Source organism: Psychromonas sp. MME2 (assembly GCF_040566515.1).
Taxonomy (GTDB): Bacteria; Pseudomonadota; Gammaproteobacteria; order Enterobacterales; family Psychromonadaceae; genus Psychromonas.
Genome location: NZ_JBEWXI010000015.1, coordinates 71,662 through 97,629, shown reverse-complemented (window position 1 = coordinate 97,629; position 25,968 = coordinate 71,662). Strand labels below are relative to the sequence as shown.

The following is a 25,968-nucleotide window of genomic DNA, read 5'->3' as shown; positions in this document are numbered from 1 at the left end:
CACCTATCAATCATATGATTGAGTAGATACGTACTGTTCACATTTCACTACGTGAAAAATGAACTTTTTATTTTTGCTTGATTACAATGATTAATAAATTAATCATTGAGAACAATTTCGTTTCGTTTAAACATATTGATATCTATATCGATACGTTCAAACAGAACTTTATCAGCTTTCCTAATTGTTAAAGAGCAAACTTTTTCGTAAAAAAAAGCTTAAGATAAATTATCTAACTTATCTTAAGCCTCTCCCTCTAAAGAGGTTCATGTTGGTACACTTACTAATGTAAGTGGTGGAGCTAAGCGGGATCGAACCGCTGACCTCCTGCGTGCAAGGCAGGCGCTCTCCCAGCTGAGCTATAGCCCCAACATGGTTTGTATAAACAGATTGTTCACAATTTCAAGTAAACTTACAAGAAATTGGTGGGTCTGGGCAGATTTGAACTGCCGACCTCACCCTTATCAGGGGTGCGCTCTAACCAACTGAGCTACAGACCCAATAACGGCCTGTCATACGTCTTTATCATTCTAATCAAACAATCTGTGTGAACACTCATTATTGTGAATTTCTTTACGTAAGGAGGTGATCCAGCCCCAGGTTCCCCTAGGGCTACCTTGTTACGACTTCACCCCAGTCATGAACCACACCGTGGTCATCGCCATCCCGAAGGTTAAGCTAATGACTTCTGGTGCAGCCCACTCCCATGGTGTGACGGGCGGTGTGTACAAGGCCCGGGAACGTATTCACCGTGGCATTCTGATCCACGATTACTAGCGATTCCAACTTCACGGAGTCGAGTTGCAGACTCCGATCCGGACTACGACAAACTTTATGAGATTCGCATACCCTCGCAGGTTAGCAACCCTTTGTATTTGCCATTGTAGCACGTGTGTAGCCCATCCCGTAAGGGCCATGATGACTTGACGTCGTCCCCACCTTCCTCCGGTTTATCACCGGCAGTCTCCCTAGAGTTCCCGGCATGACCCGCTGGCAAATAAGGATAGGGGTTGCGCTCGTTGCGGGACTTAACCCAACATTTCACAACACGAGCTGACGACAGCCATGCAGCACCTGTCTCAGAGCTCCCGAAGGCACTCATCAATCTCTTGGTGATTCTCTGGATGTCAAGGGATGGTAAGGTTCTTCGCGTTGCATCGAATTAAACCACATGCTCCACCGCTTGTGCGGGCCCCCGTCAATTCATTTGAGTTTTAACCTTGCGGCCGTACTCCCCAGGCGGTCTATTTAATGCGTTAGCTTTGAAACCCACGGCATATAGCCACAAACTTCTAATAGACATCGTTTACTGCGTGGACTACCGGGGTATCTAATCCCGTTTGCTCCCCACGCCTTCGCGCCTCAGTGTCAGTCTCTGTCCAGGTGGCCGCCTTCGCCACTGGTATTCCTTCAGATCTCTACGCATTTCACCGCTACACCTGAAATTCTACCACCCTCTACAAAACTCTAGTTAACCAGTTTCAAATGCAGTTCCAAGGTTGAGCCCTGGGCTTTCACATCTGACTTAATTAACCACCTACGCGCGCTTTACGCCCAGTAATTCCGATTAACGCTCGCACCCTCCGTATTACCGCGGCTGCTGGCACGGAGTTAGCCGGTGCTTCTTCTGCGAGTAACGTCACAGATACAGGGTATTAGCCTGCACCCTTTCCTCCTCGCTGAAAGTGCTTTACAACCCGAAAGCCTTCTTCACACACGCGGCATGGCTGCATCAGGGTTTCCCCCATTGTGCAATATTCCCCACTGCTGCCTCCCGTAGGAGTCTGGACCGTGTCTCAGTTCCAGTGTGGCTGGTCATCCTCTAAGACCAGCTAGGGATCGTCGCCTTGGTAGGCCTTTACCCTACCAACTAGCTAATCCCACTTGGGCTCATCTTGTCGCGATAGCTTATAAATAGAGGCCACCTTTGGTCAAAAGACATTATGCGGTATTAGCAGTCGTTTCCAACTGTTGTCCCCCACAACAAGGTAAATTCCCAAGCATTACTCACCCGTCCGCCACTCGTCAGCAAAATAGCAAGCTATTCTCTGTTACCGTTCGACTTGCATGTGTTAAGCCTGCCGCCAGCGTTCAATCTGAGCCATGATCAAACTCTTCAATTTAAAGTTTAATTTGTATCTTTCGATACGACTCAATATTACTGACTAAAACTAAAGAACTTACGTTCTTTTTTTTATTCTGAATTAACCACCAAATATAAATATTTGGCCTGTTAATCATTGAAAGATAAATCTTTCAATGTAAATGAATTAATTCGTGTGTCACTTCTATTGATGTTACCTAAACAAGTTAGGTGTAACTTTCTGCAAGCAGAAGCGTTACTTTTTGATTATTTGAAATCACATCAACAATAAGTGCCCACACAGATTGTTTGATTAAATTGTTAAAGAGCTGCCTTGCGGCGAGGTGCGTATATTACGCGCCTTTCGAACAATGTCAACGTCTTATTTTACATTTCTTACGAAGCGATAAATGCGTTTCTTTATTCTCAAACCTGCGGCTAACTTGCGTTACGCCCCGTGTCTGTGGATGCGCATTATAGGGATTTCGATCACATTGGCAAGTGTTTATGGACAAGTTTATTCAAACACGAATCTGTTTGTATATTTAACATACAAAATCACTGTTCTTTGACTAAAAACCATTCAAAAATGGTTTTCTATTTTTATTTCAACACTTGTTGTTGATGATTAAGCGGATTAAGAATGACTAAATCGCCATCTTTTAATCCTTTACGTATTCTATTATCTTCTCCAAGTTGCACTAATTTAGTTTGTATTTTTTCATTTTCTAGTACCTTGACATAATCAATTTGCCCAATCTTATAAATAGCTTCATCAGGTACAGTGATAATATTATCGGTGTCGGTTTCTACCCACACTTTTCCATAACTCCCAGGAAAAACTTAATCTAGATGGTTCAATGCTATTTTAACAATAAAACTATGTGAACTATTATCCGTTGCAGGAGAAACTGTCACGACTTGCCCTTCCCCTTTTATTGCAAAGGTTGGGATTTCATAGCGCAATACTTTATTTAACATTGCTTTATTAATTAATGATTCTGATATATTTGCTTGTAATTGAAGGGTTTGTGGATTGTATAGACTAAGCAGAGCCATTCCAGGAACTGCTGTATCGCCAACATAAATTGATCGCGTATCTATTACCCCAGAGAATGGTGCGGTAATTAAACTATAGCCATAGGTTGTTTCAGCCTCCTCTAAAGAAGCCTTAGCACTTTTAAAGTTTGCACTTTGCGTTTTAAATTGAGACTCGACCTGATCAAATTGTGCTTGTGAAATTAACTTTTTATTTAATAACTGCTGCGCACGTAGAAATTCTTTACGCGCAACATTTAGTTGCGCTTGTGCTGATGACAAAGCCTGTTCTGTTTGACGTACTATCGCGTTGAGAGCAGCACCTTCTAAACGTATTAATATATCACCTTGTTCAACCTTATCGCCCACATCAACTAATACCTCAGCAATTTTTGCGGTTATTCTCGAAGAAAGAATCGCTTTTTGTTGTGCATTTACAATAGCTACAAACTGCCGTTCATTAGTTATATTTCTCGTTGCGAGTTTAATCGTCACCAGATTAGCTATATCATTTACCTCTTCGTGTTGCTGCTGTGCTAATTTAGTGGTAAAAAAACCCGCCATGTAGAGGAATAACAGTGCCAATATTAAAAACAGCCCCTGCTGCTAATATAGTTTTTGAATATTTCATGCGCCTTCCTCCGTTATTTGTGGCAAGCCATGGCCTTCAACATCTTTATAGGCAAGATTATAGACAATAGGTACAACCAATAGTGTAAATACGGTTGATGCAGTGATCCCAAAAATAATTGCCCAAGCTAATCCATTAAAAATGGGATCTAATGTAATAACAATATTGCCTAATAACGTTGTGCCTGCTGTTAACAAAATAGGGCGCATACGTACCGCACCAGATTCAATCAAGGCACTTTGTAGATCTTTTCCCTGTTGTAATGATTGTTGGATAAATTCAATCAAAACTAGAGAATTACGTACCACGATCCCAGCAAGTGCAATCATACCTATCATAGCCGTTGCGGTGAACAATACTGGATTCGGGTACCCTTCTATCTCTGCTGAGAAACTATTTAATAGCCAGAAGCCAGGCATAATACCGATCACCGTCAATGGAATGGCGAGCATTATGATACCTGATACAGCAGGCAAGCCTGTTTGCACTAACATAATGATGAAGACCCCCAGTAAAGCCGCACCATAGGCAATCCCTAAATCACGGAATACATCAATGGTAATTTTCCATTCCCCTTCTCCGCTCCAAATAACGGTAATATCGCTGTTCACTTGCCACCCATCGCCAGCACCATTGTTAATATAGCTTCTATCAGAAAATGGTACAGCTGTAGTAGATGAGGGGGCATTTTCATCGGCAATAACGTCGGCAATTACTTCACCAGGAACAGACCAATTGGCTCAGCGTAAATATAAACGACAGGTTTAAGATTTTTATGAAAAATAGGCTGTTGAACACTTCTTTTTCTAAACGCACCCAATTCTGAAATTTGCACTAGGGGCTGTGGTGCATCAAACAGCGCTCCTTGTATTTCTTGTTTGCTGATACCAGCTTGACCGCGTACATATAAAGAGAGAATTTTATCTAATTTATCTCGTTCATTACTTGGTAAGTGAATCGTGATTGGTAATGGATTTATTTCCCGTTCTGCTTGCAAATAGCCAATCACTAAACCTTTATTGGCGGCCATGATGGTGGCATTGATATCTTTAATTGATATTCCCGAAAGAGCCGCCTTTTCACTGTCAACAATAAATTGCCAAGCTTGATAATCACCTTGAATTGATGTATCCACTTCACTAACAAATTCATTTCTAGCAAGTCGCGCTGCGATTACTTTCGCTTGTTCCTGCAATTTATTATAGGGTGTTGTCTCTTCACCATAAACCTCCGCACTGATCGTTGCCATCACAGGGGGGCCAGGTGGTACTTCAACCAGTTGAATATCTGCGTTATATTGCGTAGCGATACTCTCTAAATCTCGCCGTAAACGGGTAACTATTTCATGAGATTGCTGACTACGACGATTCTTTTGAGCCAATACAATTCGTAATTCACCTTGATGTGGTAGATTACGCATAAAATAGTGGCGTACCATGCCATTGAAATCCATTGGCGATGCTAGTCCAGCAAAGGCAGAAACAGAAACCACCTCAGGAACACGCACTAAATAGTCGGAAAAACCGCGTAGGACATTAGAAGTGTCTACAAAGCTTGCATTTTCAGCCATATTTAAAACAAGTTGGAACTCATTCTTATTATCGTAAGGTAATAATTTTAATGGCACATAACGTAATACAGGCAGTAAAGCTGCAATAACAAATATACAAGCGACTAGCACTAAGAACCCCCAACTGCGCGCCTTACTCGTTAACATCGGCATTAATAATCTTTTATAACCTTTATATAGCAAAGTAGATTCAACCTCATATGCCCCCTCTTGCTCTGCTTTACTAAGAATTTTTTTAGCTAGCCAAGGCGTGATCATAAATGCGACAAAGGTACTAAACATGACACTGATCGGAACATTAAAGGCTAAAGGGGCCATATAGGGGCCCATCATCCCGGTGATAAAAAACATAGGTGTAAAAACAATGACAATCGCAACTGTGGACATTAACAGTGCACTACGGATTTCAGCCATTGCTAATACGATTGCCTTGGTGCGCGATAAATCATGACGCTTTAAGTAACGTTCAATATTATCAATGCTGGCGATAGGATCATCAACAATTAAGCCAAGTGATAGAATCAACGCAAATAGTGTTACCCGGTTAATGGAATAGCCAAAGGCTAAATCTAAGCCTAATGCTGCACCATAACTAATTGGAATGGCAATGCCGACTACGAGTGCACTGCGCCAGTTTAAAAACAGCCCAATAAATACGACAACGGTTAATATTGAAATAGCTAAACTTGAAACTAAATTAGATACTTTGTTAGCGGCTGTCTGCCCATAATTTCTGATGATATCGACTTCGACAACATCAGGAAACTGACTCTGTTTTAATTCATCGAGTTCTCGTAATACACTTTCTGCCACATCAACCGCATTGGCGCCTTTTTGCTTCGCAACTGAAATAAACACGGCTGGTAATGGATCTGATGCACTTCGCTCAGCGCTACCATAACGGATCCAGGTGTCGCTGTGAGGCTCTGTTGGTGCATCAATGATAGTGGCAATATCTTGCAAATAAACAGCCTTACCATTAACAACATTAACGACTAAATTATTTAATTCACTCGCCTTGCTAAAAAATAGGCCTGATTCAAGTTCATAACGCAGGCCATTTACATGTATCGTACCTGCATTTTGTTTACTATTGGTTAATTGAACGGCTCGTTGCACATCAGCAATCGTTGTTTTACGGCTAGCCATGGCACTGCTATCAAATGTAATTTCTATATTCCGGGGTTGTCCACCGATAATATTGACACTATTTGTATATTCGAGCGCCTTAAGTCCTTGTGTTGCTTGTTCTGCAATGCGACGCAATTGATAGGCAGATATTTCCGTAGGGTTAGTTGAATATAATGCAGCAACAACAATCGGGACATCATCAATTTCAACGGGTTTAACAATCCAATTTTGTACCGATGGCGGGATTAAATCCTGATTAGAATAAAGTTTATTGTAAAGCTTTACTAATGCGCTTTCTCGGCCCTCGCCTACAAAATAGCGCACGGTGATCTGTGCATTTCCTTCCTGAGATGATGAATAAACATATTCAACACCATCTATTGCGCTAACGAGTTTTTCAAGTGGCTCGGTTATCTGTTTTTCAATCTGTTTTGCGCTTAACCCAGGAGCTTCAATCAATACATCGGCCATAGGAACAACAATTTGCGGATCTTCTTCCTTCGGTGTTAACCACAGAGAAAAGCCGCCAATAATCAATGTCAGTAGGATAAGAATAGGAGGCAAAAAACTATTCATCACCCTCGCGACTAATCCTTTAGCTAATGGCTTCTCCATGTAAACCTCTACTTAGGTTAAATGTTAATTAGATTTTACTGCACAAACATTATTTCTATACCCAACAATAGGTAAAGGAACGCGTCCTGACAAGTATAGATTAGCGAGTACCATCCCAACGACCATACTCAAAATAAAATACAATATAATATAATTCCCGATACTCGCCATGGCAGGTCCGGGGCAAATTCCCGCTACCCCCCAACCAATGCCAAAAAACATTGCTCCAGACAATAACGTTCCATCAACCTTTGTATTACTCATCCAAGAAAATTTATCACCATTCACAGCTACACAACGTTTTTTAATAATGAAGTGGTAACATGGTGTAAAAACAGCAAGAGCCCCGCCCATCACGAAAGCAAGACTCGGATCCCAATTGCCCGTGATATTTAAAAATGCAATGACATTATGGGGATCAACCATACCAGAAACGATCATCCCACAGCCAAAAAGCAGTCCAGCAATCAGTGCTGCTAGTATTCTCACTGTTTTTACTGATGAACGTGTAGATATTGGCATCACAAGACTCCAAATTGTTTACGTAAAAAAACGACTATCATCGCAGATGCCATAAAGGTACTGGTTGCATATATAGAACGCTTGGAAAAACGCCCCAAACCAATGATTCCGTGACCACTTGTACAACCATTTCCGAGACGAGAGCCGAAGCCAACAAGCAAACCTCCAAGGCACATGACGATAATATTAGTGTGGCTGATATCAGGAAGTGAAAAACCGAAAGGAGCCACAACGACAAAACTAATCGCCATGCCACATAAAAAAGCGATGCGCCAACTCGAATCATGTTGTTGCGGTTTTAACAATCCACCAATCACGCCGCTTATGCCTGCAACTTTACCGCTAAAAAGCATTAAAACAGCAGCCGATAAACCAAGTAATGCACCACCAATAAAGGATTCCCAGGGAATATTGAAATTCATATTTGTACTCATTTACAAAAAATCGTATAAAAACTCGAAAACAACTCCTTCACTCGAGGATCAGCCAAAGAATAGAAAACGGACTGCGATTCTTTGCGAACCTTAACTAAACCATGCTTTTTTAATACCATCAAATGTTGTGAAAATGCAGATTGGCTGAGGGTTGACCCCTCTTGTAATTGGCCAGCTCCTACTTCTCCATCAACCAATTGACAAAGTACCATCAGCCTTTCTGGATGAGCCATCGTTTTTAGCAATTTAGAGACTTCCATCGCCTTAGATTTCATATCATGAAGTTCCATAATTACCTCTATAATTAGTTTATGATTTGTTTAAATTTTACTAATAGCTAAACATTAGTCAAGATTTAATTTAGAAAAACCTAAACTAGAAAAACAAAACATTAGACTTTTCTAATAAAGGTTATTATAGTACCAAAACAAAACACCTCTAAAGGAGTATATTATGAGTATTGATAATGGCGTAAGAGTAATAGCAGGCTGTATGATATTGCTATCGGTAATTTTAACGGCATTCGTTCACCCAAATTTTGTTTGGTTTACTGTTTTCATTGGCTTTAATCTTATTCAGAGTGCTTTTACTGGCTTTTGTCCTGCAGTAATGATGTTAAAAAAATTAGGTTTAAAATAGGTATTCTATAAAAATTATTGGAGTGTTTCATGACTAAAATTGTGATTATTGGTGGCGTTGCCGGTGGCGCATCAGCAGCTGCGCGTGCGCGGCGTTTAAGTGAAAATGCAGAAATTATAATGTTTGAAAGAGGCCCTTTTGTCTCCTTTGCTAATTGCGGTTTGCCTTACCATATCGGTGGTGACATTGAAAATCGTAACAAACTACTACTGCAAACACCGGATAGTTTCTTGGCGCGTTTTAATGTCGATGTTCGCGTCATGAACGAAGTGCTCAGTATTAATCGAGAACAAAAAACGATCAATATTAGAAATTTAATCGATAATAGTGAATACGCTGAAAGTTACGATTTATTACTACTCAGCCCCGGTGCTAGCCCGATTGTCCCCCCCATCCCCGGGGTCAATAATCCATTAACTCACTCTTTACGTAATATTCCTGATATGGATAATATTATTCAGACAATAGCAACCAATAATGTCGAACATGCCACCGTTGTCGGAGGCGGTTTCATTGGTCTGGAAATGATGGAAGCATTCCATCAAAAAGGGATAAACACCACACTACTAGAGCTGTCCGATCAAGTCATGGCACCCGTTGATAAAGAGATGGCAGGCTTTGCCCATGCTGAAATATGCAGCCATGGGATCGATTTACGTCTCGGTGTTGCGTTATCTGCGGTCGAATATGTGGCAGAAACCCATATGGCTAGCATTAGCGCTGGCGAAGATATAAGCCATCAGCATATCAATGGCCATCTAAATCTATCATTGAGCAATGGGGATGTATTAAAAACGGATATTTTAATCATGGCAATTGGTGTACGCCCTGACATAAAATTAGCTGTTGATGCAGATCTTAAAATTGGAGAACTTGGCGGGATTTACACAAATGAAAATATGCAAACAAGCGATCCATTTATCTACGCTGTGGGTGACGCCATTGAAGAACAAGACTTTGTTACGGGAAACCCAACAATAGTTCCACTTGCTGGCCCAGCTAACCGTCAAGGACGGATGGCTGCAGATAACATGTTAGGACGCAATGAATCCTACCAGGGCACACAGGGTACTGCGATTTGCAAAATATTTGATTTAGCGGTCGCGGCAACGGGGAAAAATGAAAAACAGCTAAAACGTGCGAATGTTTCCTATGAAAAAGTCTATGTACATACAGCAAGCCATGCTAGCTACTATCCGGGCTCAGAAATCGTTTCATTAAAAATATTATTTGATCCGAATAATGGAAAAATTTTAGGCGCACAGGCAGCAGGTAAAGACGGTGTTGATAAACGCATTGATATATTAGCGGTTGCGCAGCGTGCCGGAATGACGATAGAGCAACTGCAACACATTGAACTCACCTATGCCCCCCCTATGGCAGCGCCAAAGATGTCATCAATCAAGCGGCATTTGTAGCAAACAACGTAATGAAAGGCGACCTTATGCCGATTCATTTTGATCAAATTGATAGCTTAACCGATGATCAAATTCTCCTTGATGTACGTAATCCTGAAGAGTTAAAAAATGTAGGTTACCTAAAAGGTGCGATTAATATTCCTGTCGATAGCTTGCGTCAACGTATGGATGAGTTACCCAAAGATAAAGAGATAATCATTTATTGTCAGGTCGGTTTACGCGGTAATGTAGCTTATCGTCAACTTGTTAATAATGGCTTTAGAGCGCGTAACTTGATTGGCGGTTATCGTACTTATAGCTTTGCAAAAAAATAGCCCGATTAACTATTTTGACACCTGAAAAAGGGGAATAATTTTACTAACGACTGACCTAAAGCAGGCTTATCATAACGAATGTAAAGCCTGCAATTTCAATTTCTCTTATATACTCACTAATTTAATCGTGATGGGCATATACCCACACTACTTCAAGATTCAAAGTTAGCTTCAAAAGCAACCCTAGGTGTTGCATACGAAAAGTAAATAACAATTACCTCATGTTACATATTGCTCAGATATCCGAGCTAGCGCCTGACAAAGCATCTGGAGGTAAAATGGGTATATAACCTCTAAACTATCAGTTAGACTAGCACCTATCGTACTATTTTAATCATGATATTAGCGGACTACGGTACTAATAACGTACTCAATAAGAAAGCTAAGATATATAAAGGCTTAATAATAAATGAGCAGAACAAAAATAAACTGGTTTCCCGGACACATGCACAAGGCACACAAAGAGATAAAAGAGGTCTTGCCGCAGGTAGATATTATCATTGAGGTGGTTGATGCTCGCATCCCCTATAGCAGTGAAAATCCACTAATATCCCATATTCGTGAAAAAACGCCATGCATAAAAGTACTTAATAAATCGGATTTAGCCAATCCAGAAATTACCGCACAGTGGATCACCTATCTCGAGCAAGAACAAGGAATTAGGGCATTGGCCATCACGACGAATAAACCGGAACAAGTTCATCAAATAACAAAATTATGTGAACAAATGTTACCTAATCGATTAGGCCAAGATAAGCAAATTCGGGCAATGATCATGGGCATTCCCAATGTCGGTAAATCAACGATTATCAATATTTTAGCAGACAGAATTATTGCGAAAACAGGCAATGAACCCGCAGTCACTAAAGTTCAGCAGCGTATTCGTTTACCCAGTGGCATTATGCTTTCCGATACACCTGGGTTTTTATGGCCAAATATTGAAAATGTGAATTCTGGTTATCGCCTAGCGGTTACAGGTGCGATAAAAAATACGGCGGTTGAATATGAAGACATCGCTTACTATGCGGCTGAGTATCTACTCGAACACTATCCAGATCGTTTACAAGCGCGTTACGAATTAGACACGTTACCAAAAACGGACCATGAGCTAATGGAAGCAATTGCATTACGCCGCGGCTGTTTACGTGCAGGTGGGCATTTCGACATCTACAAAGTATCTACTATTCTATTAAATGAGCTCCGTGCAGGTGCTTTAGGGGCGATTAGTATTGAAACACCGGATATCGCCATTATAGAAAAAAGAGAAGTAGAAAAAATATTGTTAGAAAAAGCAGAAAATGAACTTGAAAAGAAAAAATCAAGAAAACAAAAATTTAAACGACGATAATTACAGATAACCACAAAATATAGTGAACAGAAAATTTTAAACGCTTGTCATTAACGGTAAGGATACTCAATGAATAAATTACTTTTATATTTTACCCTGATCATTTTACAGTACTGTACTTTATCTAACGCTATAGCAGCAGAAGTAATCACGTCATCTATCAATCCGCGTATTGTGGGTGGTGCCGACAGCGATCCATTTGAATGGCCAACAATGGTAAGCATAAAAGTAAATCGCTTTAGGGGCCAACATTTTTGTGGTGGTTCGTTGATTGCTCCTCAATGGGTGGTCACTGCTGCACATTGTGTATTTGATAATAATGATAATCTCTTTAACGTTAATGATATCGTTGCAACGATTGGTGAATATGACCTTAATTCCTCGCCAGTGACCCCCGCTACTGAGCTCATACAAATCATCGCTCATCCTGATTTCAATAATGAAAGCTTGGTCAATGACATTGCCCTGCTAAAATTGGCTACGGCCGTTGGCAATGATACCCCCATCATGGATATCATCGACACCGAATCAACAACATCCCTCATTTCATTAAACTTTCCGGTGACTGCAATGGGCTGGGGCTCCACTGTCAGCTATGATCCGAATCAGCCAACATCTCCTAGCTATCCCAACATACTACAACAAGTGGAATTAGAACTTTATAGAGATAGCACCTGCTCACAACAATTAGGAAGCAATTATAAACCACAAATGTTATGCGCATCGACACCAGAAGGAGGACAAGATACATGTACTGGAGACAGTGGCGGCCCATTATTAGTTAATAGTAATTTAGGATGGCAACAAATAGGTATTGTCAGTTGGGGATATGGTTGTGCATTAACAAATTATCCTGGTGTATATACGCGCATTTCTTTATATAAAAATTGGATAGCAACAACGACAAAAACATTTTCAGCCACAACAGGATTACAATTTGTACTCTACAATGCCAATAGCAGTGCCAATCAACAAATAACAATTAGCAATAACTCAGACAGTGTAGCGACATTCACTTATGAGTTAACAGGTTCTGAATATTTTAACATTAATGCAAGTTCATGCGATCTCATTGAAGCAAATTCAACTTGCCAAATCACCGTAAACTATACGCCAATGGAGCAAGGTAGCCATAAAGCAACGATTACTATCAATTCAAATATCCCAGACTCAACAACATTAACAACTCAACTTTCTGGTACATTTTTAGCGGTTAGTTCAGAGGGCAGTAGTTCATCGGGATCAACGGGAATAATGATATTGTTGCTCATTCCCATTGCTTTCATGCGCCGTTATATTGCTTATTTTTAGTCACCAACAGAAACCACTTTGTGATACATATCACAACAGCGTATAGTGTCCACTTTTTATACGCTTAACAACAGGAACACCATTTTGAGCTTAAAACCTTTTTCAACTGTAGCACTTAATACAGACCTATTAAAAAACCTAGAATCCCTTGGCTACCATTCTATGACAGAGATTCAAGCACAAAGCTTACCCGATGTACTAGCGGGTAAGGATATTATTGCACAGGGAAAAACAGGCTCAGGAAAAACTGCCGCCTTCGGTTTAGGCGTATTACAAAAACTTAATGTAAAACGTTTCCGTATTCAAAGCTTAATTTTATGCCCGACTCGAGAATTAGCTGACCAAGTGGCCAAAGAGATGCGTATGTTGGCGCGTACTATCCATAATATAAAAGTATTAACACTCTGCGGAGGTGTTCCTTTTGGCCCTCAAATTGGTTCGTTGGAACATGGTGCACATATTATTGTCGGCACACCAGGAAGAATTGAAGATCATTTACGCAAAGGCACCTTACAATTAGATGACTTAGAAATCCTCGTCTTAGATGAAGCGGATCGGATGCTAGATATGGGCTTTCAGGACGCCATTGATAACATCATTGCGCAGATACCCAAAGTTCGCCAAACATTACTATTCAGTGCAACATTTCCTGAGCAAATTAAAAATATTGCTAAAAATATTTTACTTGATCCGATTACGATTAAGGTGGAATCCCATCATGATAACAGTACGATTAAACAATTGTTTTACAAAGTAGAGGACAGTGAGCAGCGTATGGTTGCTCTACGCCTGTTATTACAACAATACCAACCAGATTCTTCGGTTGTTTTTTGTAACACTAAACGAGAAGTCCAAGAAGTAACTAATGAACTTATCAATCGCGGTTTTAGCGCTATCGCATTACATGGCGATTTAGAGCAAAAAGATAGAGATCAAGCCTTGATTCGCTTTGCTAACAAAAGTGCTTGCATACTCGTAGCAACAGATGTGGCTGCACGAGGACTTGACATTGACAATCTCAGTGCTGTATTTAATTATCATATTGCCCATGATCAAGAAGTACACGTACATCGAGTAGGACGTACAGGTCGCGCTGGCAGCAAAGGTCTCGCATTTTCATTTTATGATCACAAGGATAATCATCGTATCGCGCTGTTAGAAGATGAACTAGACCGTAATATCTGTAGCGAAAAGCTACCTGAATATGACATTTTAGATAATGCACCATTACAATCAAGCATGATCACTTTACGCATTGAAGGAGGGAAAAAACAGAAGATTCGTCCTGGTGATATTGTTGGTGCATTAACTGGACAGGATGGAATAATGGGAGAGCAAGTAGGTAAAATACAAATTTCAGACAACTGGGCTTATGTCGCAGTACAAAGAGAGTGCGTTAAAATTGCTTTTAAAAAACTAAGTGAAGGTAAACTTAAGGGCAAAAAATTTAGAGTCAGTGTTATCCGAGGTTAAAATTATCATTGCTAACCATTCGAATGATTAAAATTATGCATGGTTAGCAATTTATTTGTTACAAATTAAATCAACTCCAGCAACAACAATCATAAAATAATAAAAAATAAAGCAACAAGACCCCTCCATATTTGTAACAGAACGTAACACAACTGCAAGTTATGTAAGCAAGTGTAAGCATGGCTAACATACCGAAAAATATGATGATTCCATCACGAAAAATAATTTTTTCTTGTATATACTTGTCTCACTTGAATTGAAGAAACATTCAATTTTAGACAAAAATATTAGATATTTGCTTACTTCAAATGTTACTTAACATTAACAATCTAACTATTATTCATGTTAAGTAGTAATAAGGTAAATAAGTATTTAGTTAACCTGGTTACTAACCTCGCAACGAACAAATAAACCTAATGGAGAGTTGTTCATGAATTTATTCGGAAGTTTACAAAAAGTAGGGAAGTCATTAATGCTTCCTGTATCAGTACTGCCAATCGCCGGTATTTTACTGGGTGTTGGTGCAGCTAAATTTAGCCTTCTACCTGAAGTTGTTTCTCAATTAATGGAACAGGCTGGTGGTGCAGTATTTGGTAATATGGCGCTTTTATTTGCCATTGGTGTTGCCCTAGGTTTCACTAAAAATGATGGTGTAGCTGGCCTTGCTGCGGCTGTTGGTTATTTCATCATGATGAAAACAGTTGAAGTACTTGCACCGGGTGCCGATACTGGTGTCTTAGGCGGTATCATCGCTGGTGGTATTGCGGCGTATATGTTTAATCGCTTCTTCCAAATCAAACTACCTGACTATTTAGGTTTCTTTGCGGGTAAACGTGCTGTTCCAATTTTGACAGGTCTTAGTGCTATCATCATGGGTGCGATTTTATCGATTGTTTGGCCTCCAATTGGGTCTGTCATCGGAACATTCTCTCACTGGGCGGCAGATCAAAATCCTGAACTTGCATTTACTATCTACGGTATTGTTGAGCGTTCTTTAATTCCATTTGGTTTACACCATATCTGGAATGTACCTTTCTTCTTTGAAGCGGGTAGTTGTACAAACGTTGCAGGTAAAGAACTACACGGTATCTTAACTTGTTACTTATCAGCTGACGAAGCAACTCGTGCTGCAGGTAATGGTTTTGGTCAACTTGCTGGTGGCTACATGTTTAAAATGTACGGTCTACCTGCTGCGGCTATCGCAATTGCACATTCGGCTAAACCAGAAAACCGCGTTAAAGTAATGGGTATCATGGCATCAGCCGCGTTAACTTCTTTCCTAACAGGTATTACAGAGCCAATTGAATTCTCTTTCCTATTCGTAGCGCCTTTGTTATATGCAATCCATGCTTTACTAGCTGGTACAGCATTCTTTATGACAAATATGCTTGGAATGGTACACGGTACGTCATTCTCACACGGTTTAATTGACTTTGTTGTTTTATCTAGTAATTCAGTTAAATTCTGGTGGTTCCCTGCACTTGGTCTTTGTTATGCGGCTATTTACTACACTATTTTCCGTGTTGTAATCGCTCAATTTAACCTTAAAACACCTGGTCGTGAAGACGAAGAAGCAGAAGAAGAAGTGCAAGTCGGTAGTACTGAAATGGCTATTCTTCTAACAGCTGCATTCGGTGGTAAAGCGAATATTGAAAATCTAGATGCATGTATCACTCGCCTACGTATTACAGTTAAAGATATTGAACTAGTTGATAAAGCTGAACTTAAAAAACTAGGTGCTGCTGGTGTGGTAGTATCTGGTAACGGTGTTCAAGCTATCTTCGGTACTAAATCTGATAACTTGAAAACAGACATGGAACAATACATGTCTCGTTAATCAATAATTAAGGGCTAGTCATTACTAGCCCTTTCAAAGTAGAAGGATAAACAGCAGTAACATCGCTAATAGACTTCTACTTCCCCCTCTTCTGTTATTAGCGTCTTTTTACCATTGATCAAATCCACTTGAATCACACTATATTCCCCCATCTATTACTCAATCTAACTAGATCTTATAATGAAAGAAATAGCTTTAAAAAGCGTGCCGCAATGCAATAGCAAGCTATTACAATTGAATGCAAACCGCTATCTATTATTTTAGCCATTAATGTAGGTTAAATACTGATGAGCAGGGATTAATGCATCGCATGAATAGCTAATGAAAGTAACCTAACCGTTTCTTCTGCTTGCGCATCGGGATCATTAAAGTAATTACTAATTATCTGTATCATTATGTGCTGTACTTGACTTGTTGTTGCTAAGTTTTGCGTAAATGAAGGCACTAAAGTGCTACTTTTAAAGTCAGCGTAGGATTTTTGTGAACATTGATCAAAATTGCTCATATCAATGTCATTGCGAATAGGAATAGAACCTTTACTGAGGTTGAATTCAAGTTGAAATTTTTTAGATAAGAGTATTTCTGAAAATAAAATTTGCACATTATTTTTCGGTAAAATAGCGTATTTATCAAACATCACAAAACTGTCGATATTATAACTATAGAGCCCCTTACTTTCCGGTACATCTACACAGAGATAATCAACCATCGCAGTTTTCCCCTTAGCTTGCCACATCCCTTTAGCCCAATCCCCCATAAATTGCATGGCCGCTTGATCCGTTGCAATTAATTGACTAGCATAATACCAGTCTTTATCTACGATGGATTTATCTGTATAAGCGGATAGCCCTTTGAATTTTTCAAATACAACAACCATTTCAGGAGAATTCAAGACGGATTCATCAAAGTCAACAAAGGCCTTAATGTATTTTTCTGGCCCTAAAATAGAGAGAGCCATTGATTCAAAGATCAACGCATCTTGCCAAGCAGTTCCACCTAGGGCTAAAGGTAAATAACCAGCGGCTTTAATTTTATCGGCTACGGTAAAAAATTCATCCCATGTTTGTGGTATAGCTAGTTTAAGCTCTTTGAATATTTTTTTATTTAACCATAACCAATTGACCCGGTGTACATTAATGGGAACAGCCATATAATTTCCATCGAATGTCACGGTATTTCTAACCACCTTAGGCATAATATTGGGCCAGTTTGAAGTGTTTATTAACGTGTCAATATTCTCCAACATCCCCACTTTTGCCCACTCTCCGATATCAGGGCCTTTTATCTGTGCTGCATCGGGGGGGGTACCCGATAATGAACGCATTTGTAACACGCGTAAGGCACTATCTCCCCCCTCACCGGTGATGGCAAAACTCTGCCATTTTATATCTTTTTCGGCTAATGCTTTTTTGAGTATTAGCTGTGATTGCACCTCTCCTTCAGCAGTCCACCAATGGAGCACTTCTAAAGAGGCTGCAAAAACAGGTTGTGACATAGCAAGAGTAAGAATAAGCATACTATTTTTTAGCATATCGATTTCCATAGAGTCAGCTTAGCTATGCTGATTTATAAATCCGAGGTAAGGTAATAATCACTTCCAAACCGCCATTATGGCGATTAAGTAAATGCAATTGTCCGCTATGAGCATGAATAATATTTCTTGAAATCCCTAATCCCAACCCATATCCTTCCTGATCATTATGTAGGCGACGGTACGGTGTAAAAATACGCTCTAACTCATCAGCCGGTATACCTGGACCATTATCTTGAATAACAATTTGTAGATTTGCATTACTATCGATCACCAGCACTTCAACTCTATTGCCATACTTAACACCATTATCAATCAAATTTGATAAACAACGTTTTAAAGCCAAAGGTTTACCTCGATATAAAGCACAATTATCCGGTGCCAATATTTTAATTTGTTCTGGTTGTGAACTACTGATTTGCTCTAACAATTTAACAATATTCACGGGCTGAGTGTTTTCATGAATATCAGTATCTTTTACCGTCTGTAACGCACCTTTCACTAGCATCTCTAAGTCATCTAAATCATGATTAAATGCTTCTGTTTGTTGCTCATTATCAAGTAATTCTGCACGTAGTCGTAAACGTGTTATCGGTGTTTTAAGATCATGGGAAATAGAGCGAAATAACACTTCTCTATCACCAATATAACGCTGTAATTTTTGCTGCATACGATTAAAAGCTTGAGTCGCAACAACAATCTCTGATGCACCTTCTTCTTTAAGAGGCGCCTGTTCAAGGTCAATGCTCATTTCAGAAACCGCCTTGGCAAGCTGTTTAAGCGGTTTGGTTTGCCAGTAAAAAAGCAAATAGATAAAAATAAGTACAAATGCAGTAGTAAATATCAGTGTGATAAGCTGCTCAGCAGTAATAATTGATTTATCAATTAACAGATAAGGTGGGGGCAAAATAGCCGCTAAATATAACCATTCACGTTCAGCAATCTCGATCTGCAGTACTAAAATAGGCGGTTTGACCGTGGGTATTATGAGCGAATAAGCTCCCCACGAAGGAGGAAGATCCTTAAGTAAAATATCATTTTTTAATACATGGAGATCATCGGGATGAGAAAATTCGATTTCAAGTTTCTTTTTTGCATCGATTCGACGCCTTAATACATCGTGCACCGTATTAATAACACGCGTTTTTAATATGCTATCAGCAATGGGATTAACTTCTATTTTTTCACTGTTTAAAGAGACAAAAAAGCGACTTCCACCTAAATCTCGTAACTGTTGTAGGACTAAGTGTCGGTATTGCAATGGCAAATTTTGAAAGAAGGAGATAGTGCTTAATGCATTTTCAGCTAAATTATTCGCATTCAGCAAAACAGTTTTTTCTTCACTTTCGGCAAATTGATGAACCAAAAAATAACTGCTACATATTTGTGCAACAATCACAGAAAACATGGTCAGTAATAACATCCGAGAAATTAGTGAGCGAAAAATAAAGCGGGCATAATTCATCATTTAGTCTTGTAATTAATTGTCATGTAATTCAGCAATAAAGACATAACCCGCACCACGTACTGTTTTGATCATCGTAGGCGCTTTGGCATCATCGCCTAAACATTGACGCAAACGACTTAAATGCACATCAATTCCCCGTTCATTAGCAAATGCATCTCGTCCATGCAGAGCTTGGCTAATTTGATCTCGCGAAATAGCAGTATTAGGATGAGTCAAAAACAACATTAATAGTTGAAAATCCGCGCCAGTCAAACTAGTTACATTGTCATTTTTATCGATTAAATTATGTTGCAATGTATCTAATGTCCAATTTGCAAATGCTACATAGCGCTTATTCTCTGGTGTTTTCAGGGACTCTTTAGCAAAATTAGTACGCCTTAATAATGCTTTGATACGAGCAAGTAATTCACGCGGGCTAAATGGTTTAGCAATGTAATCATCGGCACCAATCTCTAAGCCAAGGACACGGTCCATTTCATCAGAGTTAGCCGTTAACATTATAATCGGAACACTAGAAGTTTGCCGAATACGTTGACACAGCGCAAAACCATCATCACCAGGTAGCATAATATCTAAGATAATAATATCAGGCTGACAGGTTAAGAGATGCCCATCCATCTCTATGCCATCATGGGCTGTTATCACTGAAAAATTATTTTTAGATAGATATTCAGCTAATAATTCACGAATAGCTTGATCATCATCAACGACTAAAATTTGCTTATTTTGGATCACACTCAGCCCTTATAATTTAATATGATTATTGCCGCAACTTTAGCAGAATATCGACAAATTCGATAGCAAGAGTCGATATAATTGGGGTTTAGCTCATATCAAAAAGCGAAATTAATCAAACAAAAAACAACGATTACTTTTCACACAAAAGTAAAAATAAACCATTTAAGTTCAACAGCTTAATGAAAAGTCGTTATTTAAATTAAATATTACACTTGCCACTATAGAAATCGATGATAAAATGCGCCGCTTTAATAATCATTCATTTGAATAATTACCCACTTTTATACAATAAGGAGCGCGATATTATGTTTTTATTATTATCCATCAATCTCGCCGTAAACTTGGTGTATTTTAAGTTATTAACTACATATAAAATTTTTGCACACTACGCAACAGAGCCTTGAACTCCACGCACAACCGTAAGCCTTTACTAAAATTGCAGCAGTGAGCTTCAATGTGGTATTGCGCATAATAACATTCAACTTTTATACCATAACCTTTTTATAGGGGTTCGCCATGAACAACGTTCTCAATATAGCTACAAATTCTACTCTTTCAAATGATCAAGAGATCCCAGTCGTAAAAGAATTATACGATTTAACACCTGATAATATTTTATTGAGTCAGGAACATTATGAGTCGGAAGTTCGCTCTTATCCACGACGTTTGCCTATTGCGATAAAAAATACACGTGGAGTAATTATTGAAGATACTAAAGGACAAGTTTATTTAGACTGCCTTGCTGGCGCTGGTGCACTGCCTCTTGGTTATAACCACAGTGAAATTAATCAAGTAATGATTAACCATATTAATCAAGGCGTTCCTTATCAAACGTTAGATATTACGACTCCAGCAAAAGATCATTTCATTAAATCAGTCATGAAATTTTTACCTACAAATTTTGCTAAAAATGCACACATTCAATTTTGTGGACCGTCTGGCGCTGATGCAGTCGAAGCGGCAATAAAATTAGCGAAGCTCTATACCAAACGCAACACCATGATGTCTTTTCATGGCGCATATCATGGTATGACAAACGGATCGTTAGCCTTAACGGGTAACCTTGGTGCTAAAAACCGCCGTACAGGACTCATGTCCGATGTTCATTTCTTACCTTTTCCATATAGCTTACGTTGTACTTTCGGATTAGGGGGTGATGAAGGTGCAAAACAGAGTCTCCGCTACATTGAATCAGTACTTAGTGATGATGAAAGCGGTATTACTAAACCCGCTGCGATAATTGTCGAACCAGTTCAAGGTGAAGGTGGTGTTATTCCCGCTCCTGCTTTTTGGTTAAAAGAACTGCGCCGCATTACCACAGAGCATGGTATCTTATTAATTTTTGATGAGATTCAATGTGGTGTAGGCCGCACTGGTGATAACTTTGCCTTTGAGGAATCAGGCATTGAGCCTGATATTTTAATCCTATCCAAAGCGATTGGTGGCGGCATGCCAATGTCGATCCTTCTTTACAATAAAAAATTCGATTGTTGGAATGCTGGCGAACATACAGGCACCTTCCGTGGTAACCAGTTAGCGATGGCAACTGGCGCAAAGACATTAGAGATTATTGAACGAGATAATTTAACCGATAATGCAATGCAACGTGGTAAACAATTACGTTCATTATTGCGTGAAATACAAGTTAGCAGTGATTGTATTGCTGAGGTGCGTGGCAGAGGTTTAATGTGTGGTATTGAAATAGTCAAAGCAGGTGAATTTGATCCCCTTGGTCGCCCTGTTAGCGATCCAGCACGAGCGATCAAAATTCAACGAGCAGCATTAGAACGCGGATTAATTATTGAAAAAGGTGGACGTAATGGTGCTGTATTACGCTTTTTACCGCCATTAATCATCAGCGAAACACAAATTAACTTTGTCGCAGAGACAATCAAACAAGCCGTAGCAAGTACACAGGGTTAATATAGTGAATTCAATACAATCACCATGGTTTGAACATTTTTTACAAATAGGATCTGGTAATAATACGCATTTTGAAAAAAGTGCCTCTTTAGTATTATCTCAGATCAATTCTTTATTCTCTGATTGCGATAGCCCCTATTCGGGGCTACCTGCAAATGAATTAAAAAAAGCAATCTATAGTAGTAACTTAGATCAAACCGAATCAATGGATTGGGTGATTAATGAGACCACCCAATTAATCGCTAAAAACTCGCTGATGGTGCAACATCCTCACTGCATTGCGCATCTACATACCCCGCCATTAATGGCTTCGGTATTGGCAGAGTTTTATATTGCATCACTGAATCAGTCGATGGACTCATGGGATCAATCCCCTAGTGCGACTTTCCTAGAGCAATTTATTATCGATTGGTTAGTAAAGACCTATACATTGGGTGATATGGCTGATGGTGTTTTTACCAGTGGTGGTACACAAAGCAACCTAATGGGGCTATTACTCGCCCGAGATTGTTTTGCTAAGAACCATTCTGCACATAATATCCAACAGGATGGCTTACCAGAATATGGCCATAAAATGCGTATTATCTGTTCTAATAAAACCCATTTTACCGTGCAAAAATCAGCCTCATTAATGGGCTTGGGTGAACGAGCCGTTGTTTGCGTAAAAACCAATCAACAGGGGCAGATGGATATTAATGATCTACAGGTGACCATAGATACCCTATTAGCTCAAGGTCTATTGCCTTTTGCAGTGGTTGCAACGGCAGGTACGACGGATCATGGCGCAATAGATGATATCGAAAGCATTGTAAATTTATCTCAGCGCTACAAATTATGGAGTCATGTTGATGGAGCCTATGGTGGCGCATTAATGTTAAGTAAAAAACATAAAGCGAAGCTCAGTGGCATCCAATTAGCAGACTCAGTTAGTGTTGATTTTCATAAGCTTTTCTATCAAACAATTAGCTGTGGTGCGTTATTAATCAAAAATAAAGCGAATTTTCAAAGTTTGCTTTACCATGCCGATTACCTCAATCGTGAAGGCGATGAGCTACCCAATTTAGTCGATAAAAGCATCGCTACCACAAAACGTTTTGATGCCTTAAAAATGTTTATGACATTAAAAGCAGTTGGCGCTGATACACTCGGTGAGATGTACGATAAACTACTCGAATTAACCGGGCAAGTTGCTGAAAAGGTTAAACAAAATGAGAATTTTGAATTGTGTTGTGACCCTTTATTATCAACCGTGCTATTCCGTTTAAGTGACCGTTATCAAGGCACATTGAACAATCAAGAGTTCAATGTATTACATCAAACGCTTCGCTTACAACTTCTAACCACTGGTGCAGCGGTGGTTGCTGAAACTAAGGTAGATGGTAAACTCTACTTGAAATTTACTTTATTAAACCCGTGTTTAAATTTAAGCGATTTTGATTCTTTATTCTTAAAAATTGAATCTCACGCTGCTTTACTTACAGGAAAGGCTTTATAATTATGTCTGTTTTACAAATTGGCACCTGCGGCGTTGGATGGGTTATTGCCCATAAATGCGCTCAAAATAATGATGTTTTTGGTGATATCACTCTAGCTTCTCGTACGTTTTCTAAATGCGAAAAAATCATTAATTCCATTAAAGGCCGTAACAACTTAAAAGACACCAGTAAAAAAATTGCAGCATTAAGTGTTGATGCTGACAGTGTTGAAGCCTTAATTGCTTTAATAAATCAAGTACAACCAGACTTGGTCATTAACGCAGGCCCCCCTGGCGTAAACGTCAACATCATGGAAGCTTGTGTACAAACCCAAACCTCATATATGGATACTTCAGTTGCCACCGATCTTTGTAGCCCTGGTCAACAAGTCCCTGAAGCTTATGATCCACAATGGGCATTTGCCGATCGTTTTAAAGAAGCCGGTATTACAGGTATTTTAGGCGCAGGTTTTGATCCCGGTGTTGTCAGCGTCTTTGCCGCTTATGGTCACAAACATCTATTCGATGAAATTGATAGCATTGATGTTATGGATGTTAACGCGGGTGATCATGGGCGTAAATTTGCAACTAATTTTGATCCTGAAACCAACATGCTTGAAATTATGGGTGACTCTTTCTACTACGAAAATAAGCAATGGAAAAGTGTTCCTTGCCATAGCCGTATGATGGAGTTTGATTTCCCAGTTGTTGGTAAACAAAAAGTTTATTCAATGGCACACGATGAAGTACGTTCAATGGCTGAATATATTCCCGCTAAACGTATCGAATTTTGGATGGGGTTCTCAGATAACTATCTAAACTACTTCAATGTGATGCGTACAATAGGCTTATTAAGCCAAGAGCCTGTTACCACCAGTGATGGCATTACCGTTGAGCCTCTAAAAGTATTAAAAGCCATCCTCCCTGACCCAACATCGTTGGCTCCAGGGTATACAGGAAAAACTTGTATCGGAACTTGGTTACGCGGCAAAAAAGATGGCAAGGCAAAAAGTATATTTATCTACAACATTTGCGACCATGAAGAAGCCTATAACGAAGTAGAGCATCAAGCTATTTCCTATACGACGGGTGTACCTGCAATCACAGCTGCACTACTTTATTTCCAAAATAAATGGCGTGATGTCGGTTTATTTAATGTTGAGCAACTGAATCCTGATGACTTCCTTGAACTCATGCCAAGCATTGGTTTAACTTGGCAAGTACAAGAATTAGAAGCGTAAGCAAGGTCTATTTAACAAAGCAAAGGTGCTTGCCTTTGCTTTTTTTTGTAAATTTTATCAATCAAGAGATCCGTTATGGGCATCAATGAAAGCCAGTTAGCTACCCCCTACTTTATGATTGATGAGTCAACGCTTATCAATAACCTTGAAACCGCCAAGCTATTAAAAGATATTTCAGGTGCAAAATTAGTATTAGCACTAAAATGCTTCTCCACTTGGGGAACTTTTGAGACAATAAAACCCTATTTAGATGGCACCACCAGCTCAGGTCCCTTCGAAGTAAGATTAGGCCATGAAACCTTTGGCGGTGAAACACATGCCTATAGTGTCGGATATTCGCAGCAAGACATCGATGCGGTTTTACCCCTTTCTGATAAAATAATTTTCAACTCACTTTCCCAACTCGACGCCTATTATCAGCAATGTGCCGAACAAGCCTCGCTTGGTCTACGCATTAACCCAGAAAAAAGTTATGCTGGACAGGATTTAGCGAATCCGGCTCGCCCCTACTCTCGCTTAGGTGTAAAACCGGATTTACTGGATTTATCGATCACCGAGAAAGTGGATGGCTTTATGTTCCACATGAACTGTGAAAATAAAGATGTGGATGCTTTTATTGCCATTTTAGACCATATTTCAGTTACCTTTGCAGCCTATCTAGACAAACTTAACTGGTTGAGCTTAGGTGGCGGTATATTTTTTACTTACCCTAACTATCCGGTAGAAAAATTAGCCTTAGCATTAAAAGCCTTTTCTGAAAAACATAAGGTGCAAATTTATCTTGAACCCGGCGAGGCGATTATTACTCGCAGCGCCGATCTCGTTGTTACGGTTATTGATATTGTAGAAAATGGGAAATTGACCGCGATTGTTGATAGCGCAACCGAAGCACATCGTCTAGATACCTTTGATCTACAAAGAGCCAGCTTCCATTTACGAAGCCTCTGAAGAGGGGCAATACCCCTACATTATCGGTTCATGTTCTTGCTTAGCAGGGGATCAATTCTGTGAAACCCAATTTGACCAGCCTCTACAAATAGGCCAGAAATTACATATTATGGATTCTGCAGGCTATACCATGGTAAAACTCAACTGGTTTAATGGTCTAAAAATGCCCAGCATCTACTATAAACGTATAGATGGCCAAATTGAGTTACTCAATGAATTCGGCTATGACGATTTTAAAAGAACCTTAGGTAAGTAAGCAATTCGCTAGCATTGTCACAACA

The 25,968-nt window shown here is 39.5% G+C and carries 20 protein-coding genes, 2 tRNA genes, 1 rRNA gene and 1 pseudogene; 11 read left to right on the top strand and 13 right to left on the bottom strand.

All coding sequences use genetic code 11. The features are described 5' to 3' along the window. Positions 1 to 293: 293 nt before the first annotated feature. The 10 genes from AB1A03_RS15810 to AB1A03_RS15765 form a co-directional block, all read right to left on the bottom strand. Positions 294 to 369: transfer RNA gene (locus AB1A03_RS15810), tRNA-Ala, on the bottom strand. A 54-nt stretch (positions 370 to 423) separates the two neighbouring features. After that, positions 424 to 500 (bottom strand) — tRNA-Ile (locus tag AB1A03_RS15805). A 78-nt stretch (positions 501 to 578) separates the two neighbouring features. Then, a 16S ribosomal RNA gene (locus AB1A03_RS15800) occupies positions 579 to 2,123 on the bottom strand. Between the two features lie 563 nt (positions 2,124 to 2,686). Further along, positions 2,687 to 2,902, bottom strand: a complete 216-nt coding sequence (locus tag AB1A03_RS15795; RefSeq protein ID WP_354625569.1) for a hypothetical protein — start codon at positions 2,900 to 2,902, stop codon at positions 2,687 to 2,689. Positions 2,903 to 2,926: 24 nt separating this feature from the next. After that, positions 2,927 to 3,706, bottom strand: a complete 780-nt coding sequence (locus tag AB1A03_RS15790) for an efflux RND transporter periplasmic adaptor subunit (RefSeq protein ID WP_354625568.1) — start codon at positions 3,704 to 3,706, stop codon at positions 2,927 to 2,929. Positions 3,707 to 3,748: 42 nt separating this feature from the next. After that, entirely contained in the window at positions 3,749 to 4,363 is a 615-nt protein-coding gene (locus tag AB1A03_RS15785; protein ID WP_354625567.1) for an efflux RND transporter permease subunit, read from the bottom strand. 101 nt (positions 4,364 to 4,464) lie between these two features. Further along, a complete protein-coding gene (locus tag AB1A03_RS15780; RefSeq protein ID WP_354625566.1) occupies positions 4,465 to 7,068 on the bottom strand; it encodes an efflux RND transporter permease subunit in 2,604 nt (867 codons plus the stop codon). 24 nt (positions 7,069 to 7,092) lie between these two features. Beyond that, the gene (locus AB1A03_RS15775) at positions 7,093 to 7,590 is read right to left on the bottom strand and encodes a DUF6691 family protein (RefSeq protein WP_354625565.1); all 498 of its coding nucleotides are present in this window, start codon (positions 7,588 to 7,590) and stop codon (positions 7,093 to 7,095) included. Next, positions 7,590 to 8,012, bottom strand: coding sequence for a YeeE/YedE family protein (locus AB1A03_RS15770; protein WP_354625564.1), 423 nt, complete (start codon positions 8,010 to 8,012; stop codon positions 7,590 to 7,592). Before AB1A03_RS15770 ends, AB1A03_RS15775 begins: the two co-directional genes overlap by 1 nt. An 8-nt stretch (positions 8,013 to 8,020) precedes the next feature. Next, positions 8,021 to 8,314 carry an ArsR/SmtB family transcription factor gene (locus tag AB1A03_RS15765; RefSeq protein ID WP_354625563.1) on the bottom strand — a complete coding sequence of 98 codons (294 nt, stop codon included), beginning with the start codon at positions 8,312 to 8,314 and terminating at the stop codon, positions 8,021 to 8,023. A gap of 163 nt (positions 8,315 to 8,477) precedes the next feature. Here AB1A03_RS15765 and AB1A03_RS15760 point away from each other — a divergent pair, with 163 nt between their 5' ends. The 6 genes and pseudogenes from AB1A03_RS15760 to ptsG all read left to right on the top strand — a co-directional run bounded on the left by AB1A03_RS15760 (position 8,478) and on the right by ptsG (position 16,364). Beyond that, on the top strand, positions 8,478 to 8,663 hold the full coding sequence (locus AB1A03_RS15760) for a YgaP family membrane protein (protein WP_354625562.1): 186 nt from the start codon (positions 8,478 to 8,480) through the stop codon (positions 8,661 to 8,663). Positions 8,664 to 8,692: 29 nt separating this feature from the next. Beyond that, positions 8,693 to 10,395: pseudogene (locus tag AB1A03_RS15755) on the top strand (FAD-dependent oxidoreductase). 409 nt (positions 10,396 to 10,804) lie between these two features. Further along, a complete protein-coding gene (gene ylqF / locus AB1A03_RS15750; RefSeq protein ID WP_354625561.1) occupies positions 10,805 to 11,743 on the top strand; it encodes a ribosome biogenesis GTPase YlqF in 939 nt (312 codons plus the stop codon). 69 nt (positions 11,744 to 11,812) lie between these two features. Continuing rightward, positions 11,813 to 13,054, top strand: coding sequence for a trypsin-like serine protease (locus AB1A03_RS15745; RefSeq protein WP_354625560.1), 1,242 nt, complete (start codon positions 11,813 to 11,815; stop codon positions 13,052 to 13,054). An 84-nt stretch (positions 13,055 to 13,138) separates the two neighbouring features. After that, a complete protein-coding gene (dbpA, locus tag AB1A03_RS15740) occupies positions 13,139 to 14,527 on the top strand; it encodes an ATP-dependent RNA helicase DbpA (RefSeq protein WP_354625559.1) in 1,389 nt (462 codons plus the stop codon). 430 nt (positions 14,528 to 14,957) lie between these two features. Next, the gene (gene ptsG, locus AB1A03_RS15735; protein WP_354625558.1) at positions 14,958 to 16,364 is read left to right on the top strand and encodes a PTS glucose transporter subunit IIBC; all 1,407 of its coding nucleotides are present in this window, start codon (positions 14,958 to 14,960) and stop codon (positions 16,362 to 16,364) included. Positions 16,365 to 16,662: 298 nt separating this feature from the next. Here ptsG and AB1A03_RS15730 read toward each other — a convergent pair whose 3' ends face one another. Genes AB1A03_RS15730 through AB1A03_RS15720 form a run of 3 tightly spaced genes read right to left on the bottom strand, consistent with a single transcriptional unit; the run spans position 16,663 to position 20,098 of the window. Then, entirely contained in the window at positions 16,663 to 17,895 is a 1,233-nt protein-coding gene (locus AB1A03_RS15730) for an ABC transporter substrate-binding protein (RefSeq protein ID WP_354625557.1), read from the bottom strand. Between the two features lie 25 nt (positions 17,896 to 17,920). Continuing rightward, positions 17,921 to 19,363, bottom strand: a complete 1,443-nt coding sequence (locus AB1A03_RS15725) for an ATP-binding protein (RefSeq protein ID WP_354625556.1) — start codon at positions 19,361 to 19,363, stop codon at positions 17,921 to 17,923. Between the two features lie 12 nt (positions 19,364 to 19,375). Then, positions 19,376 to 20,098, bottom strand: coding sequence for a response regulator (locus tag AB1A03_RS15720; protein ID WP_354625555.1), 723 nt, complete (start codon positions 20,096 to 20,098; stop codon positions 19,376 to 19,378). A 519-nt stretch (positions 20,099 to 20,617) separates the two neighbouring features. Between AB1A03_RS15720 and AB1A03_RS15715 the strand changes: the two genes are divergently transcribed. The 5 genes from AB1A03_RS15715 (at position 20,618) to AB1A03_RS15695 (ending at position 25,943) form a co-directional block, all read left to right on the top strand. Next, positions 20,618 to 22,024: a diaminobutyrate--2-oxoglutarate transaminase family protein gene (locus AB1A03_RS15715; RefSeq protein WP_354625554.1), complete on the top strand. Its 1,407-nt coding sequence runs from the start codon at positions 20,618 to 20,620 to the stop codon at positions 22,022 to 22,024. Positions 22,025 to 22,028: 4 nt separating this feature from the next. Next, positions 22,029 to 23,519 (top strand): pyridoxal phosphate-dependent decarboxylase family protein, encoded by a 1,491-nt coding sequence (locus tag AB1A03_RS15710; protein ID WP_354625553.1) that lies wholly within the window; start codon positions 22,029 to 22,031, stop codon positions 23,517 to 23,519. A 2-nt stretch (positions 23,520 to 23,521) separates the two neighbouring features. Continuing rightward, the gene (locus tag AB1A03_RS15705; RefSeq protein WP_354625552.1) at positions 23,522 to 24,739 is read left to right on the top strand and encodes a carboxynorspermidine synthase; all 1,218 of its coding nucleotides are present in this window, start codon (positions 23,522 to 23,524) and stop codon (positions 24,737 to 24,739) included. A 75-nt stretch (positions 24,740 to 24,814) separates the two neighbouring features. Next, positions 24,815 to 25,687, top strand: coding sequence for a type III PLP-dependent enzyme domain-containing protein (locus tag AB1A03_RS15700; protein WP_354625551.1), 873 nt, complete (start codon positions 24,815 to 24,817; stop codon positions 25,685 to 25,687). After that, a complete protein-coding gene (locus tag AB1A03_RS15695) occupies positions 25,647 to 25,943 on the top strand; it encodes a type III PLP-dependent enzyme domain-containing protein (RefSeq protein WP_354625550.1) in 297 nt (98 codons plus the stop codon). The genes AB1A03_RS15700 and AB1A03_RS15695 overlap by 41 nt, the downstream gene beginning before the upstream one ends. Positions 25,944 to 25,968: the final 25 nt, after the last annotated feature.